The organism is Microcoleus sp. D2_18a_D3, from assembly GCF_036702455.1.
Classification (GTDB): domain Bacteria; phylum Cyanobacteriota; class Cyanobacteriia; order Cyanobacteriales; family Microcoleaceae; genus Microcoleus.
On the sequence record NZ_JAUBTK010000038.1, the window covers coordinates 24,774 to 41,824 of the forward strand.

Annotated in this window: 10 protein-coding genes and 1 pseudogene; 6 read left to right on the forward strand and 5 right to left on the reverse strand. The window is 44.7% G+C overall.

What is annotated here, in order from left to right; translation table 11 throughout:
* Nucleotides 1-3: 3 nt before the first annotated feature.
* From QUB06_RS18175 to QUB06_RS18185, 3 genes are all read left to right on the forward strand, one after another.
* Nucleotides 4-546 (forward strand): peroxidase-related enzyme, encoded by a 543-nt coding sequence (locus tag QUB06_RS18175; protein ID WP_333064782.1) that lies wholly within the window; start codon nt 4-6, stop codon nt 544-546.
* A 21-nt stretch (nt 547-567) separates the two neighbouring features.
* Nucleotides 568-1,773 carry an adenylate/guanylate cyclase domain-containing protein gene (locus QUB06_RS18180; protein ID WP_333436461.1) on the forward strand — a complete coding sequence of 402 codons (1,206 nt, stop codon included), beginning with the start codon at nt 568-570 and terminating at the stop codon, nt 1,771-1,773.
* 386 nt (nt 1,774-2,159) lie between these two features.
* Nucleotides 2,160-2,999 (forward strand): Tab2/Atab2 family RNA-binding protein, encoded by an 840-nt coding sequence (locus QUB06_RS18185; protein ID WP_333436462.1) that lies wholly within the window; start codon nt 2,160-2,162, stop codon nt 2,997-2,999.
* Nucleotides 3,000-3,139: 140 nt separating this feature from the next.
* Here QUB06_RS18185 and QUB06_RS18190 read toward each other — a convergent pair whose 3' ends face one another.
* Entirely contained in the window at nt 3,140-3,346 is a 207-nt protein-coding gene (locus QUB06_RS18190; protein WP_015177188.1) for a hypothetical protein, read from the reverse strand.
* 209 nt (nt 3,347-3,555) lie between these two features.
* Here QUB06_RS18190 and QUB06_RS18195 point away from each other — a divergent pair, with 209 nt between their 5' ends.
* Together QUB06_RS18195 and QUB06_RS18200 are read left to right on the forward strand one after the other, a co-directional pair.
* Complete coding sequence (locus QUB06_RS18195) at nt 3,556-4,428, forward strand: S-methyl-5'-thioadenosine phosphorylase (RefSeq protein WP_333436463.1); 873 nt, start codon at nt 3,556-3,558, stop codon at nt 4,426-4,428.
* 297 nt (nt 4,429-4,725) lie between these two features.
* Nucleotides 4,726-6,360, forward strand: a complete 1,635-nt coding sequence (locus tag QUB06_RS18200; RefSeq protein WP_333436464.1) for an FAD-dependent oxidoreductase — start codon at nt 4,726-4,728, stop codon at nt 6,358-6,360.
* Between the two features lie 337 nt (nt 6,361-6,697).
* On the opposite strand, the gene QUB06_RS18205 is transcribed toward QUB06_RS18200, so the two are convergent.
* The 4 genes and pseudogenes from QUB06_RS18205 to QUB06_RS18220 all read right to left on the reverse strand — a co-directional run bounded on the left by QUB06_RS18205 (nt 6,698) and on the right by QUB06_RS18220 (nt 10,958).
* Entirely contained in the window at nt 6,698-8,104 is a 1,407-nt protein-coding gene (locus QUB06_RS18205; protein ID WP_333436465.1) for a SagB family peptide dehydrogenase, read from the reverse strand.
* 8 nt (nt 8,105-8,112) lie between these two features.
* On the reverse strand, nt 8,113-9,363 hold the full coding sequence (locus QUB06_RS18210) for a YcaO-like family protein (protein WP_333436485.1): 1,251 nt from the start codon (nt 9,361-9,363) through the stop codon (nt 8,113-8,115).
* A gap of 57 nt (nt 9,364-9,420) precedes the next feature.
* Nucleotides 9,421-10,356: pseudogene (locus QUB06_RS18215) on the reverse strand (TOMM precursor leader peptide-binding protein); the annotation flags it as partial.
* Nucleotides 10,357-10,631: 275 nt separating this feature from the next.
* Entirely contained in the window at nt 10,632-10,958 is a 327-nt protein-coding gene (locus QUB06_RS18220; protein WP_333436466.1) for a hypothetical protein, read from the reverse strand.
* Between the two features lie 541 nt (nt 10,959-11,499).
* On the opposite strand from QUB06_RS18220, the gene QUB06_RS18225 reads away from it, so the two are divergent.
* A complete protein-coding gene (locus QUB06_RS18225) occupies nt 11,500-17,028 on the forward strand; it encodes an AAA family ATPase (RefSeq protein WP_333436467.1) in 5,529 nt (1,842 codons plus the stop codon).
* The last annotated feature ends 23 nt before the right edge of the window (nt 17,029-17,051 follow it).

Here is a 17,051-nt window from a genome sequence, read left to right on the forward strand (position 1 = left end):
ACAATGACACACTTTCCACTTATAGAATACGAGCAACTTACCGATCCTAAAGCCAAAGCAGTGTACGAAGAAATATTGACAGACTTGGGGTTTGGCATCGTCCCCAACCTGTTCAAGTCAATGGCAATCAACCCTGACATATTAGAAGCAAATTGGAAAAAATTCCGGGGAACAATCCTGCAAGGAGACTTACCCCGCACGCTTAAAGAAATGGTCGGCGTCGCTATTTCCCAATCAAATAATAGCGAGTACGCTCTCCAAGTTCACCTGCACGGATTGTCAGCCTTGGGGATGAGCGAAGAACTACTGCGAACCCTAGTTTCTGACTTTGCCAACTGCCCTTTGCCAAAACGTGATAAAGCCGTAATTACCTTTGGCTTGCTGGCTGCTACAAAACCCCTGGAAATGACAGAAACTGATTACCAAAACCTGCGGGATTTAGGACTTGATGATTCAGAAATCTTTGAGATTATTGCAACAGCAGACTTGTTTAGCTTTGTCAACCGATATACCGATTCAATAGCCCTCGAAATAGATGCTTTGTAATCTATATTGTATACCCCTATTATGGGCGATCGGCTAGAAGATCAAGATCGAGAAGAGCTTCTGTTGACAGCCCGCCGTTTGTTAGCAGAAGCTCAAGCGCTTTCCATCCGCATTTCCGCCGTCAACGAAATTGCCACTGCTATTAACCGCACCCTCGATCTGGGCCAGATTTTGCGGGTAGTAGGTAAGCAAGCCAAATGGTTGCTAGACTTTGAACACTGTAGCGTTTGCCTGCACAGCACTAACACTTGCATGACCTTATTTGGCCGGCATATCCCTGTAGATATTGCAGCCCTCCCAGAGGGCGGCCCTATTCACAAGGCTTTCACAACACGTCAACCTCAATTAATTCAAGAAGCGGGTGCTACTGCTATTTTATCCCCCTACGCTTCACAAATTATCCTTCCCTTGGAAAGCGAAGGTAAGGTTTTAGGAACCATTAATTTTGCCACAACCAAGCCGCGGGCGTACACTCAAGAAGACTTGCGGATTGGCTATCTTTTGGCTTTGCAACTATCCTCAGCCATCCGCAATGCTGAACGCTTTAAAGAGATTAATAGCCTGTATTCCGAGCTCGATGCCGAAAAGCACAAATCTGACCAGCTACTGTTGAATGTGCTCCCGGTTGAGATTGCCGAGGAACTCAAAAATAACGGCAAAGTGGAACCACTTTATTATGATTGCGTATCGGTTTTATTTACTGACTTTAAAGGCTTTACTCAGTTATCTGAAAAAATGACGCCGCGAGAGTTAGTTGACGAACTAGATTATTGTTTTTCTTATTTCGATCGCGTGATGGATAAATACTCTATGGAAAAACTGAAGACTATTGGCGACAGCTATATGTGTGCGGCGGGAATTCCTACGCCTCGCGCAACACACGCCTTTGACGCTGTACTTGCTGCCATAGAAATTCGACAGTTCATGGATTTGAGAAAAATACAGAAAGCTCAACAAAATATTCCTTATTGGGATATCCGCATTGGCATTCATTCAGGCCCAATACTTGCTGGGGTAATTGGCAATAAAAAGTTTTCCTATGATGTATGGGGAGATACAGTTAATACTGCATCTCGGATGGAATCTTCCGGCGTACCTGGAAATATCAATATCTCTCAGGAAACGTTTGAATTAGTTAGAGATTTTTTTGAATGCGAATACCGAGGAAAAATTTATGCTAAAAATAAAGGCGACTTGGATATGTATTTGGTTCACCATCTTAAATAAATTTGGGAATGGCTAATTGCTAAAGGACGATGGCTAAGCGAGCCTTTATAGCATTTTAGATTTTAGATTTTAGATTTTGATGAGGACATGAGTGATTACTATCACGGTTTGGCTCGCGGGCCTACAGTTGCCGTTTTTTTGACTGGTGTTAGATATAGCAATCCTGGCATCAGTCGTAAATTTTTTACCCCACCCCAACCCTCCCCTTGGTAAGGGGAGGGAGTAAGAAATTCACAAATGATTTAGGATTGGTATATTGACACAAAACTCAAATATGAGCTGAGAATATATCGCTCGAAGTTTTTTTTCAGAGTTCGCTATTGTATCGCAGTGCCCCCAAGCTATATTAAAATGATCGAGTTGTATATTTTAAATTTTAATTATTTATGCGTATTTGGCAAGCCGATTTTTACCGCCGCCCTCTCCAAGACGAAACTGGCAAACCACTGTGGGAACTCTTAATTTGCGACTCGGAAGGCAGTTTTCAATTTAGCGCTGTTTGCAGCCAGGGGGTCGCAAATTCTAATTGGCTAGCCTCGCAGTTGCAGCAGCAAGCTCAAACTCAGAATTTGCCGGACTTAATTCAAGTATTTAGGCCTCAGTCTCTGGGTTTAATCGAAGCTGCGGGCAAAGTTTTGGGGGTCAAGGTAGAAGCGACTCGGCGCACTGCGGCTCTGAAATTGCTGCTGCAACAACGCGCCAAAGAATATTCGAGTATGCCTAATTATACAGGTGAAACTTACAGTGCGATCGCCCTCGACTCGCCGCCGCCCGTACCCTTACCCGAAAACCTCTGGGGCGATGGCTGGCGTTTTGCTTCCCTACCCGCCGGCGACATTGAAGATGCTTTCCAAGGGCGTCCCCTGCCAATTTTGGAAATGCCAAAATTGCTGTTACCGCTGAATTTGGGCTTGGCCTCAACAGTACCCGTACCGGGAGTGGTGATTGACGGCGGACGCCAGTCTATGCGGTTGGCTAGATGGCTTCAGGATGCCAAACCTTTCGCTTTGAATTATATTGCTGGAGAACCAGACGGATTGATATTGGAAGCTGGGTTAGTAGATAGGTGGGTTGTGGCTACTTTTGAAGATAGCGAGGTGAAAGCCGCCGCCCAAATTTACCAACAGCGCAAGCAATTAAGTAAAGGATTACATTTTTTGTTAGTCCAGCCCGATGATAGTGGCATGACTTATACAGGCTTTTGGCTGTTGAATTTTGATCGATAAGATGTAAATAATATTATTTGTGAGGTCGATGGCGCGCTTAAAAATAGTAAAACACCGCGCGAACTCAGTTCCCGCCGATACAGACTCAAGCACAAATTTTAACACAGCTTCTTGAGCTAACAAGAGATAGTGCTGCAAAGTTATTCTACAACTAAAATCAAGCCGTTTTGGATGCCCTGACACACTCGGTTGATGTGACACTGGTCTTTTTCGTTAAGACCTTTCTGGGCTAGCATGGCTGATTTCAGCAGCCGTCTGTCAAGGGGGGTAATCTGGCGAAAAGCAAAAATGCGCTCGACGATCGCCTCGATCGAGATTTTGGGGAGGTTAGCAGAGCTGACTGTCATGGTCTTAACACGCTAAAAATAAGTAACAGAACTATGTACCTTTATTTTTAAAGATTTTGTGAAGGTACTTTGTGATTATAATCACATATATTTAGTGACAAAATAGTGTATGTGGGGTGACTGTTGTCACCAAATCTTCAATTATCTTTACACCAACTTAACGATGGCCCGATAGAATCACTGTGGTAAAACTCAAGCAGAGGGTAAAAATGGCACAAGCAAAAATCGGAATTATCGGCGGCAGCGGTTTGTATAAAATGGAGGCCCTCAAGGATATTGAAGAGGTGAAAATTGATACACCTTTTGGAGCGCCATCGGATGCCGCAATTGTGGGAACATTGGACGGTACGCCCGTAGCATTTCTGGCTAGACACGGCCGCAACCACACTTTTTTGCCCTCCGAAGTGCCGTATCGCGCAAATATTTATGCCATGAAGAGTTTGGGGGTTGAGTATTTAATCTCAGCGTCGGCGGTTGGTTCCCTGAAAACAGAGGCGAAACCTTTAGATATGGTAGTGCCGGATCAGTTTATCGATCGTACAAAAAATCGAGTTTCTACCTTTTTTGGAGAAGGAATAGTCGGTCACATCACTTTCGGCGATCCGGTTTGCGGCGAATTGGCTAAAGTGTTAGCAAGTGCGATCGAATCCTTGAACCTCCCCGACGTTAACCTGCACCGGGGCGGCACTTACGTCTGCATGGAAGGCCCCGCATTTTCCACAAAAGCAGAATCAAACCTTTACCGCAGTTGGGATGCCACAGTCATTGGGATGACAAATTTGCCCGAAGCAAAATTAGCCAGAGAAGCAGAAATTGCCTACGCAACTTTAGCCTTAGTCACAGACTACGACTGCTGGCATACCGAACACGACAGCGTAACAGTAGAAATGGTAATAGCCAATTTGCACCGCAATGCAGAGAATGCTCAAAAAGTCATTCAAGAAACAGTACGGAGGTTAACAGAAAATCCCCCCGTTTCTGATGCACATTCTGCTTTGAAATATGCAATTCTGACTCGGCTGGATCAAGTGCCGGCCGCAACTAAGGACAAAATGGGTTTGTTGTTGCAGAAATATTTGTAGTTGAAAGTGAGGCGTTGCATATTTGCGGGATGATTTTGAATTTTATCAAAGCTGAAAACCCTTATTTTTCTGCGTGGCTATAAGAGTCCCCCCTACAAGAGTCCTCCCAAAATTATGCAATGCCGTAAAATCAATATCAAATTGAGGTGAATCACTATTTGCCAATGACTGATTATATTACGAGGGTTTTTTCTATTTATGTAATTTGACGCTAAGTAGACGCTAATAGGTTCTTGGATTGTCCTGACGCTGATTGATAGATCAGTAATTTTTTAGGTGTAATTTTACTAAGAACTTATGAGTAATAGTGCAGTTAAGCCACATCAAATGATTGATGTTGCAGTTGTGGGTGGTGGAGTTTCTGGGGCCTACGCTGCTTGGCGGTTAGCATCTCATCACAAATCTTCTAAGATTCGTCTCTATGAATTGAGCGATCGCATTGGTGGTCGGTTACTATCAATGACAATGCCGGGGATGCCTCATGTTCAGGCTGAGTTGGGTGGGATGTATGTGACGGAATCTCAGGCTATTGTCTGGGAATTGATTAAGTTGCTGAACCTGAAGACAACGGTTGTTGACTTTAGCAGTCCGGGAGTACGGGCCTATGTTCGCGATCGCCATTTGTTGATGAGTGAATTTAACCAACCGGATAAAGTACCTTATAATTTACGGCCGGATGAAGAAGGTAAAAATTATGAGGAATTGTTCGATTTGGCTGTTGGGCGGGCGATTCCCGATCCAAAATTGACTGCGGCCTATTTTGCCTCACCGGAGTGGAAGCGCGATCGCGAAACGCTGAAAATTGACGGTCAACACTTGTATGATTTGAGTATTTGGGAAGTGTTGCTGAAGGAAATTAGCAACGAGGCTTACAATCTCTGTTTGGATACGGGCTTTTTCTATTCGGATTTGGGTACTTGGAATGCGGCTAGTGCGATCGCAACAAGTATGTCTCTTCCCTACAGCGATACTTGGTACATGATGGCTGATGGCTACCAAACATTACCGAAAACCCTCGCGACAGAATTTGAGAGAGAGGGTGGGGAAGTATGCCTAAATCATCGCTTAAAAACCTTCGATCGCACCACTGAAGGGCTGATTAGGTTAAATTTTGTCGATCGGGCTGGCCATTCCCTCCCGCCCGTGTTCGCGAAACATCTGATTTTAGCAATGCCGAAGCGATCGCTAGAACTGTTGGCAGTAGAAAATCAGCAGAATTTCCTATTTAGCAATTCAACTTTTCAGGATAATATGCAAACCGTTAGCGGCGATCCCGCTTACAAACTTTTCCTCGGTTATCATCATCCTTGGTGGCACGCACTAGATATTCATGGTGGTACTTCAGCTACAGATTTGCCGATGCAAAAGTGTTACTACTTCGGTACAGAAAGCGCCCAAGGGGGCGATCCAAACAATCACAACTCCCTATTATTAAGTGTTTTTTCTGATAATATTGCTGCGGGTTTCTGGCGAACGATGGCCTATAATCTAGATGAGCCAGAAAAACGTCCCGCCTTTCGCGGAGAACTAGGCGAAATACGGGAATTGAGAGCTTTTCTGAAAAGTGATGGTTGTATTGCGACAGACCCCTTAGTTCCTTCTCAGGATATGGTACGGACGGCCCAGCAACAACTCAAAGCCCTACACAATTTAGCAGATATTCCAGAACCTTATACCGCCCTTTATATCGACTGGCAAAAAGATCCCTACGGGGGTGGGTGGCACTCTTGGAACCCCCGCTGTCAGCCCTGGGAAGTGATGAAACAGATGCGGCATCCGATTCATGGTGCTAATGTTTATGTCTGTGGCGAAGCCTATTCAAATATGCAAGGATGGGTGCAAGGAGCGTTGAATAGTGCAGAATTAATGTTAGAGGAAAACTTTAACTTGAGTCGGCCTGAATGGTTGCCATCATGTTATGATTTGGGGTAGTAAACAGTTGACAATTGCCCACAAAACACCAAACAGTTGACAGTTGACAGTTGACAATCGAACCCTAATCGTCAAACCGACATTCCGGCAGGGGTTGAAACCCCTGCCTCAAAGCTGAAGTCCTCTAAAAGAGGACTAATAAGCATCTTCCAAAATGAGGTTTTTGTTCAGATAGCGCAAAGCTTCCAAAATCTTTTTAGGAGATGTCTAATGAGTTCTTCAGTCCTCTTTGAGAGGACTTTCGCTATTAGACAGGGAATTCATTCCCTGGCGGACTGACGGGCGGACGAAAGAACTGGGCGGACTGACAGCTTAAGTTGACACCAATGGAAACTAATCACCGACTCCCCAAGATAAACTCTCCCACTGAGGATTCGGCAAAATAATCGCACCCCGCCGCTGCTGCAAATAACTCGGAATTTCCCCCGCCCACCCCCGACGGCGCGAGATTCATTGCTGTTGCCACTAAATACATCGTTTGATACAAAATCCCAACGTGCTTTAATATTAGGCTATAGGCCATTGATTCATAGCCCCAAGTTACTCTCGAAAACCGAGAGGATAGCAGAATTAAAATCTGTGGTTCTACCTCTATCTGTACTGACAACCCTGCACTTTTTAGTAAAGCTTCCACCTGCTTTGTTTTCCCAGAAATTTTGCAAAGTTGGTGTTCTTGGGGTGCATAATAATACAAGCCAGCCTCAATGTTTTCACAGGAATTGATAGCAGTATAAATCTCTAAATCGTAGCAAGCGCCTCCGGTTGGATAAGGTCTATTGCTGCAATCCATGTTATCTCTGGGGACAATCTCGCGCAATCTCGCGGAACGATAGAGAAATTCTCCTAATTGTTCGACAGTAATCGGCTTTTCTCCCTGTTGCCGAACTGTCTTTCTTGATTCTAAAATTGCTGTAAAAGGTGTATCTGTTTGTTTCAAACTGTCGATGTCGGGTTTATACAGATTGATAATCTCGTTAGATGGTTTGGCTTTGAGTACGGGTGTGGGTTCGATTTCTCCTAAAAATCGAAAGGTTTTGCCAATCAGATTGGAATGTCTGCCGCCGCGACTGCGGGAGTGAAATAATAAATCGTGAAATTCCCATTGAGTTAGAGTTTCACTTTCTTCTAAGCTGCTATTGTTGTTAACAGATGATAGCACTTCCGTAGTTAACAAAAAACTGATAAATAATCGGGCCGTGGCTTCAGAAATCCCCGGAATTTTGGTTAAATCGGAGATGGCTTTAGGTTGCGATAGTTCGTTGATTAAAGCTGCACTGCGCCAATCTTCGAGGATAATTTTGGCTTTGGAAAGGGGGGATTCGACAACTAAATGGGATTTTTCTGAGTGGCAATAGGCAAAGCGCGAAAGTTGATAGTTATTATCAATAATTGTCTCTGATAATTGCCATTTATAGGGTGTGGCTATGGGGACGGCTGTAGCGATCGCACTGCCGTCTATTTCTAAAGTATGGTAAACTAAACCCAGGATGACAAATTGTTCTAGGTAGTAGTAGAATTTAGCGAGGGCGGAACTGCCATCGGTAGAAACTACCAGTTGAGTTAGGGCTGTTTCGGTTGCGCCTGCGGTAGAAATAACTTTAATCGCGGCGACAATTCCGGGGGAGAGTTTGTTGAGGTTAAAGTCGATGTAGGGGGCTTTTAAAATTAAGCCTTTTTCGGCCTCCTCAATTATAGAAATTTCTGGCTTAAAAGTTAGGATGATTTGGGGGATAGTTTCACTCATAATTAATCTTAAAAGAATATCGGGAATGGGTTGATTTGGTGTTCGGGGATGGGTGCATCTAGCCAGCCTAATTTCACGGGAATGTCATAAATTCGCCCTGGTGCTAAGCGTTTCCAAAAGTGCCGCATTCCTGGTACTATAACTTTGACGACATTTAAGCCAATGTCTGGCCGGGTTTGATCTAAAACAAAGGTTTCTAAGCCTAATGTTTCAGCTATTTTTACGCACTTTTCAACGTCGGCTTTTAAATCATCGCTGGCTAAGGGGGGATAGTCAGATAGTAATTTTAAAGGTTGGGAAGTATCGGGAGTTAAATAAGATTTATTTTCTAGAGTGGCGGTTTTGTACCACTCAACGGTGAGGCCGTCGGAAACGCCGTAATTTGTGCTACCATCGCTGTTGAAAGTTAATACTGATGGTAACGATTGATTGACTTCTGTTAAAGCGCGAGATAGGGCAATTTGGGGGTCAAAATGTGCGCCAAAACCAAAAATGATGTCTTCGATTTCTCTGTCGATGCGGTGAGAAAGGGCGGCAAAAACGGGGATGTTAAAATCGTTGGTGAGGTCTAAAACCCACAGAGTGCGGTCTATACTTTGATAATAGTGTCTGAGTTCTTTAATGTAGGAATCGTTAAAGCTATCTAAATCAACGGCGGGGACTTTAACTCGATTGTACCACCACAAGGCGACGCTATCTCGCTCGACTAATTCCATAAATCCTTGCAAAATTGCTTCTTCTTTGGTATTGCCGGCGGCGCTACCGTTGGAGTCTGCCCAACAGTCGGGTTTTTCGGGTTTGGGATAGCCGTAATAACAGTAAGCTGTGGGTAGATATTTGACTCGTTGATTAGTTAATGACCAAATTGGTGTCCAGTCAATTTCTCGGCTGGTATCGAAGGGTTCGGGGACTCTTTGAAAGAAGTTTTTACAGGTTTTATTCCATTCGTGGCGAGTGTTATATTGCGCTGCACTAAAACCCATGCAATCATTGGGGTGAATGGCGGTTTCTCCCATTGTTTGATAGCTGCCTTTTTTGCGGATTTCGTCGCCTTGAAATACGCCGGAATATCTCTCAATGGCTTCTCCCAAGGCGCTGGCTTTGGCTTGTTCGTCGGTTTTGCCTTTGCCGGCACTTCTGCCCCGTAAGTTTTCTTTGAGGAAGTACAAGTCATCGAACATCGTAGCGAAATTATGGCCGGCTATGTAGTTCGGTGTTAAAGCATTGGTTGTTTGGGGAACTTTGAGTAAACCGCGCACAACTCCGGTTATGGGACTGATTTGGCTGTCAAATTTTTGCAGGGTTTCGGTTGGGGAAATGCCGCGATGTCCGCCATCCGCAGTAAAGGTTTTTTTCTGGCTTTGGAGGACAAAGGGCTGGATTTCTTGGGGCGGAAGTTGACCGCATTCGGGGCATTGCGGGCGTTTAGTTATGGTGTGATTGGTGGTTTTGAGGGTTTTGGTGTCAAAGGTAATTATGGTATTTTCTAAGGTTTTATTGTCGCCTTAGACAATCCATTTGGCTAGTTCTGTGGCGGCTAAATTTAAACTTATTTGTAAGGTGGAAGGTAGGTAAGATGGGGGAGTTAATAAGGGTTTTGAGTAGTTTTTTTGACGCTGGATGAAGCTTTGGGTGGGGCGATTTGCTCTCAGGCGTTGGGCGAGACATTCCCAGCAGGCGGTGGTTTCGGGGTGAAAAATCGGGCCGATCGCAATTGTGGAACTTGTAGGTTTGACGAGTAGCCAAGGGTTGCCTGTTTGAAGGGCTTTTTGGTTGAATTCGCCCAGTTCGGGTTGCAGGTAATCGTCGGCTAGGATGACAGTGATATCTGCGGTGGCCGAGGTTTGAATGCCGAGGGTTTCTAGGGCGCTGACACAAGCTTCGGCTGGAATTTGGCTGTAGGAGATGACGGCTACTTTGAGGGATTGTAGGCGCGATGTGGCTTGTTGGGGGGAGATGTTTAAAAGGGTGTAGAAGGCAGCGGTTTCATCGGGGAGGGAGGTGTCGTTTTCGATCAGGTAGCCTTGTTTTTCTAGCAGGGCTAGGGTATAGTAAATTTCTGGCGGTGAGGCTTGACCTCGCAGTTGATTGACGATTTCGTCTGCGGTGTTGTTACCGTTAATTAAGGGGGTTAATAGTTCGTAAAGGTGGCCTGAGAGGACGAAGGAATCTGACTCGGAGATTAGGAATACTCCCACCGATTTGATGATTTCGACGGTGAAGCAATTTTTAAACTTTGGTTGGTAGAGCATCCTGAAGGGTGTTTAATATAATTTTTGAATTGATTTTAGCGTCAGATAAAAGCCGGGGCGGGTTCGCGGTGATATGGGATAATTATTAACAAATTATATAAACCCGCCGCAGCCATATAATTCAGATACGAGCCCAAAAATAACGGAAGTAGGTTGGGAAAAATAACGTCTATTTACTACAGCTAAATGTCCTGAAGCGGCCCCGCTGCGACTAGACAAGCGGGGCCGAAAAACTGGCAAGCTACGGGTTCCGCCTGGGAGAAGCTAAAGGGACTTTAGCAAGACTTAGGAGCCAAACCAGGGGCTATCTCTGCCCGCTGATCCAGCCAATCACTAATCTTTGCATCTGTCAGATCATCGGGTTTGGGAGGCAGGGGTAGGACATAAATCACCGTCTCCCCTTGAGTACCTCGAAGGATGGGAACTGCATCGGGACTCTGATTTACTTCGACTTCTACGAAGTCTTCAATTAATCCAGCCTCCCGGAGGGTAGCGGTGGGTCGAGTGAGCAAGTTATTGTACAGCTCAGGGTTTAACCATGACTGAGCAATGAACCGAGATATTTCAGCTTCAGCGCTTTTCCAATCCTGCGGAAATGCCATAATTTTCTCCGAGCTCGCTTTTGTGGGAGGTAATTGATTTTGCTATTATTCTATAGCAGAGGCGTTCTCTAAACTCTCGCGCTACAACTCAACTACTGACCGAGCCCTAGCTTACAGTCGGCAAAGCCCAACACTTCAGAGTCTAGGAAGCTGGCGATCGCCCTTTTTTTGAGAAAGAGACATAATATCATTTCCCTTTGACTGGGAATTGTATTATCCTAAATGCTGTAGGGGCGGGTTCACCAACCATAATCGCCAAAAACCAACAATCTCGAAAACCCGCCCCACCCAACGAACAATCATCATCCACCTTGTAATATTCGATGCAAATTTTTGGTTGATGTGGGCGATTGGTGGGGTTGGGCGGGTTTATTTAGATTGTTGGTTATCGTTGTTATATATTGTTTGCGAACCAGCCCCTACAGCTTTTCGATCGTGGTGCAAAATGTGAATTTTTACGGATTTTCTTGATGATACAGTGGTTTTCACTCCCGATAGGTTAATATCACTAACAAGTACAATACCAACTAGCGCACGGACTATGCTCGGACTTAACGGATATCGCATTGTACAAGAACTTCACAGCGGCGTAAAAAGTTTGGTTTATCGAGGCTACCGCGAAGCAGACCAGCAACCCGTTATCGTCAAACTTCTCAAATCCGAGTACCCGACTCTGGAAGAAGTCACCCGCCTCAGAAATGAATACAAAATTGCCCAACCCCTAGACTGTTCTAGTATCACAAAAGTCTATAGCCTAGAAAACTATCGTAACAGCTTTGCCCTGATCTTAGAAGATTTGGGCGGCTCATCCCTCGACCAATTACTTACTAACCAAACCCTACCTGTAACAGAAGTTCTGAGAATTGCCATTGTCTTAATAGATGCCTTAGATTACTTGCACCGCCATTCGATTATTCACAAAGATATTAAACCGGGAAATATTATTATTAACTCTGCCACAGGTGCAGTTAAACTCACTGACTTTAGCATCTCTTCCCGCCTGCAACAAGAGAATCAAGCTGTTAGCAATCCCTCGGAACTGGCTGGTACTCTCGCCTATCTCTCCCCAGAACAAACCGGGCGAATGAACCGCTCGGTAGATTACCGCAGCGACTATTATTCTTTAGGAGTGACTTTATACGAAATGCTCGCGGGTCAGTTACCTTTTGTCACTGAAGACCCGATGGAATTAATACATGGTCACTTAGCTAAACAGCCGTTACCACTTTGTGAAATTAGAGAAGTTCCCCAAGTTATTTCTGATATTGTAATAAAACTATTAGCCAAAACCGCCGAAGAGAGATATCAGAGTGCAGCGGGATTAAAATTTGACTTAGAAACTTGTTTAAATCAGTTGCTTGCTACAGGAACAATAGCGCCTTTTGTGATTGCTACCCGCGACAAAGGTAGCCAATTACTGATACCACAAAAACTTTACGGCCGCGAACAAGAAGTAATAGAAATACTAGCCGCCTTTGAAAGAATTAGTAGGGGCAGTGCCCCCGTGTCTGCCCCCAACGCGGATGGGGCAACCACGGGGGGTTTGCCCCTACAATCTGCCGAAATCGCCCGTAGGGGCAGTGCCCCCGTGCCTCCCCCCAACGCGGATGGGGCAACCACGGGGGGTTTGCCCCTAAAATCGGCAGAAATCGCCCGTAGGGGCAGTGCCCCCGTGCCTGCCCCCAACGCCGAAATGATCCTAGTATCCGGCTATTCCGGCATTGGCAAAACCGCCATCGTCAACGAAGTTCACAAACCCATAGTCCGCCAGCGGGGTTATTTCATTTCCGGCAAATTCGACCAATTTAACCGCAACATTCCCTACTCAGCCATCATCACAGCTTTTCAAGCCTTAATCAACCAATTACTCACAGAAAATGCCGCCGAAATTGCCAGTTGGAAACATCAACTCTTAGATGCCCTGATCCCCAATGCCCAAGTCATTATTGATGTCATCCCCGAAGTAGAATTTATTATCGGCCCCCAGCCAGAAGTACCGCAATTAGGGCCAACAGAATCACAAAACCGCTTCAATCGAGTTTTTCAACAATTCCTCAAAGTCTTTTGCCAGCCACAGCACCCCGTTGTCATTTTTTTAGATGACTTGCAGTGGGCAGATGCAGCCTCCCTGAAACTGATGCAACTGCTGATGAGTGACTCCGATAGCCAATATTTGTTAATCATTGGAGCATATCGCGATAACGAAGTCAACCCCACTCACCCTTTAATTCAAACCTTAGAAAAAATCCGCGCCTCGGGGGCAAATCTCAACAACATCACCGTCCAACCTTTAGCGCTAAATCATGTTAGCCAACTGATTGCCGATACTCTCAATGAATCCGCAGCCACAAAACGCATTCAATCCTTTTCCGAACTCCTGTTTAGCAAAACCCAAGGCAACCCTTTCTTTTTAACCCAACTCCTGAAAACTCTCGCCTTGGAAAACCTGCTGAATTATGAAGCCAGCAGCGACAAATGGCAATGGGATATCAAGGCAATACAAGCCATTGGTATTACCGATTTAAACGTGGTCGAACTGATTGCCAGAAACATTCAAAAGCTACCAGAGGTTACTCAGAAAGCCTTAAAACTAGCCGCTTGCATTGGCAACACTTTCAACTTAGATGTGTTAGCCATTGTCAACGAAGCATCAGAATTAGTAACGGGGGCGCAGTTGTGGCCAGCGCTTCAGGCGGGTTTGATTTTGCCCCTCTCCGAAGCCTACAAAATTCCGTTGGTATTTGTCGAGTCGGAATCTGAATCAGTGCGGCTGCAAGATGTGAAAGTTGATTACAAATTCTTGCACGACAGAGTGCAGCAATCTGCCTATTCTCTGATTCCCGAAACCGAGAAAAAATCAACTCACTTCCAAATCGGTCAATTGCTGCTGCAAAATACCACAGCCGAAGAACGCAAAAACAATATTTTTGCCCTGGTTAATCAATTGAATTTTGGCATAGAGACAACCACAGAGGAATTACCGCTACTGGCCACCCAGTCAGACAAAAACCTGTTAGCAGAACTTAACTTGATTGCAGGTCAAAAAGCTAAATCCTCCGCAGCCTTTGAAGCGGCGGTTAATTATTTTAATCTGAGTTGGGGACTGCTGGCTGCCGATTGTTGGCAGAGTGATTATGACTTGACACTGCCTATTTATGTGGAAACCGTAGAATCTGAATATTTAAACGCTAATTTTGCACGGGCGGAACAGCTTTTAGAAGTTGTGCTGGAAGAAGCGAAAACGCTTTTAGATCGGGTGAAAGTTTATGAAGTTAAAATTCAGTCTTATATTTCTCAATACAGGTTTTCAGAAGCAATAGAGACAGGGTTGGAGGTTCTGGAAAAATTAGGGATATCGCTGTCTGAAATGTCGGAAGATCCCGGAATTTTGATTCAGGCAATTTCAAGAAAACTGGCAGAAGAAAATAAAAAAATTGAGGATTTAGCCAACCTTCCCGAAATGACATATCCTTATCACTTTGCCGCAATTCGGATTCTTTTAACAGTTACTTCGGCTGCTTATATCACGAATCCTGCTTTACTGTCGCGGCTTTTATTTGCAATGGTGGATCTCTGCTTAACTTACGGCAATCCTCCTTTAGCTGCTGGTGTGTACGTTCATTATGGTATCTTTTTGACTGCTTCTGGAGATATTGATTCAGGATATAGATTTGGTCAGTTATCTTTAAGATTGCTGGAGCAATTCAATGCCAAAAATATAAAAGCAATTGTTTTATATTGCTTTAACTCATCTATTCGACACTGGAAAGACCATGTTAGGGCAACCATAGACTCTTTGCAAGAGGCTGTTAATAGTGGGCTAGAAACCGGAAATTTAGAGTATGGCTGCTATGCAATTCTAATAAATAATCTTCATATATTCTTTGCGGGTAACGACTTAGATTTGCTGGATGTTAAAACCAGAGAGTATGTATCTTTGATTGGCAAACTCAAGCAATCTCATTCCTTTGAAGCTATTAAGATGTATCGACAACTTTACTTAAGTTTACTGGGTCAGTCAAACCGACCTACTGACTTAACTGGCGATCAATATAATGAAAAAAAGTCTCTTGAAGCGGCATTACAAATGAATAATTATTATAACTTATTTTTTATATACACTTTTAAAACTTTACTTTCATATTTATTTAAAGAACGCGAAGCCGCCGTTGAAAATGCTCGGCAAGCAGATAAATATAAAGCACCTGTTCGAGGGATGCTGGTGACAGCACAACTCAACTTTTACTACTCCCTCAGCCTCCTCGCTCAATATCCCCACGTCAGCGAAACCGAACAGAGAGAATATCTCGAACAAGTAGCCACCAATCAACAAACAATGAGACATTGGGCCAACAATTGCCCCGCCAACTACCAACACAAATACGAGTTAGTAGAAGCCGAAAAAGCGAGAATTTTAGGAGACTACCCCGCAGCCATAACCCTCTACGATGCGGCCATCACCGGGACCAGAGAACAACAATACACCCAAGAAGAAGCCCTCGCCAACGAACTCACCGGAGAATTTCACCTAACTCGCGGCCAAGAAAACATGGCCCGCTTCTTCCTCCTAGAAGCATACTACTGCTACATCCGCTGGGGAGCCAAAGCCAAAGTCAAAGACTTAGAAACCCGATATCCGCAATTCTTCGCCAAAATCAACGCTCAAAAACCTGCAGAAACCAGCCTCACCTTAGCCACCATCACCAGTAGCAGCAATTCCGAAGGATTTGACCTAGCCTCCGTCTTCAAAGCCGCCCAAGCCCTCTCCAGTGAAATAGTCCTCAGTGAATTGCTGGCAAAACTAATCAAAATCGCCATTGAAAATGCCGGAGCCCGAACAGGGTATTTGCTGCTCAAACACTCAAACACATTCACCATAGAAGCCGTCGGACAAGTCGAAGGCGACCACATCACCCTCTCACAAATCCCCCATCTGCCCCTCCCCGAAATCCTCCCCATGAGCGTCATCAACTATGTAGAAAGAACCAAAAAACCTGCCGTCTTAAACAATGCTACCACCGAGGCAATGTTTGCCGCAGACCCCTATATTGTTGCCCATAAAACTAAATCCATACTCTGTACGCCCATCATCAATCAAGGTCGCTTCATGGGCGTAGTTTACTTAGAAAACAACCTAGCAGAAAAAGTATTCACCCCAGCGCGAATAGAAGTTTTACAACTCCTATCTGCCCAAGCTGCTATTTCTCTAGAAAATGCCCAACTTTATCAAACCCTAGAACAAAAAGTAGAAGAACGCACCGCACAATTAGCCCAAGCTAATAGAGAAATATTGCTTTTGAACGAACGGCTAAAAGTAGAAAACCTTCGCATGAGTGCCGAACTAGACGTAACCCGCCGCCTGCAACAAATGATTTTGCCTAAACAGCAGGAATTAGAGTCAATTGAAGGGCTAGAAATTGCTGGATTCATGGAACCGGCTGATGAAGTTGGCGGTGACTACTACGACGTACTAAATCACGGTGGTAAAGCCACAATTGGCATCGGCGACGTGACAGGACACGGTTTAGAAAGCGGCGTGTTAATGATTATGGCGCAAACAGCAATTCGCACTTTGTTGGTTCACAATGAAACCGACCCAGTTAAATTATTTCAGACAGTCAACCAAACGCTTTTTGACAACGTAGAGCGCATGGATTCCGGTAAAAATATGAGCCTTTCTTTGCTGGAATATCGGGACAACACTCTGCGTTTGAGCGGACAGCACGAAGAGGTGATTGTCTTGCGTGACCGCGGCGAAGTAGAGCGAATTGATACTATGGAGTTAGGCTTTCCCATCGCCTTGGAAGCAGATATTGCCGATTTCATTGCTTCTACTGAAATACAGTTAAATTCCGGGGATGTTGTCGTACTCTACACAGATGGAATTACCGAAGCTTTTGATATGAAGAAAGATCAATACGGTATCGAGCAATTGATTGAAGTTGTTGTCCTTAACAGGGAACAGTCAGCCACAGAAATCAAGCAAGCTGTTATTGACGACGTGCGGCGATACATCGGGGAGCAAAAAGTATTTGATGACATTACTTTGGTAGTAATCAAACAGAAGTAATATCAAATCCGTTAGCATCGGAA

Bases quoted from the DNA above. Each gene is read 5' to 3' on its own strand.
- QUB06_RS18195 (WP_333436463.1), top strand. From the start codon at position 3,556: ATGGCACAAGCAAAAATCGGAATTATCGGCGGCAGCGGTTTGTATAAA.
- QUB06_RS18190 (WP_015177188.1), bottom strand. From the start codon at position 3,346: ATGACAGTCAGCTCTGCTAACCTCCCCAAAATCTCGATCGAGGCGATC.
- QUB06_RS18220 (WP_333436466.1), bottom strand. From the start codon at position 10,958: ATGGCATTTCCGCAGGATTGGAAAAGCGCTGAAGCTGAAATATCTCGG.
- QUB06_RS18200 (WP_333436464.1), top strand. From the start codon at position 4,726: ATGAGTAATAGTGCAGTTAAGCCACATCAAATGATTGATGTTGCAGTT.
- QUB06_RS18225 (WP_333436467.1), top strand. From the start codon at position 11,500: ATGCTCGGACTTAACGGATATCGCATTGTACAAGAACTTCACAGCGGC.
- QUB06_RS18180 (WP_333436461.1), top strand. From the start codon at position 568: ATGGGCGATCGGCTAGAAGATCAAGATCGAGAAGAGCTTCTGTTGACA.
- QUB06_RS18205 (WP_333436465.1), bottom strand. From the start codon at position 8,104: ATGAGTGAAACTATCCCCCAAATCATCCTAACTTTTAAGCCAGAAATT.
- QUB06_RS18185 (WP_333436462.1), top strand. From the start codon at position 2,160: ATGCGTATTTGGCAAGCCGATTTTTACCGCCGCCCTCTCCAAGACGAA.
- QUB06_RS18175 (WP_333064782.1), top strand. From the start codon at position 4: ATGACACACTTTCCACTTATAGAATACGAGCAACTTACCGATCCTAAA.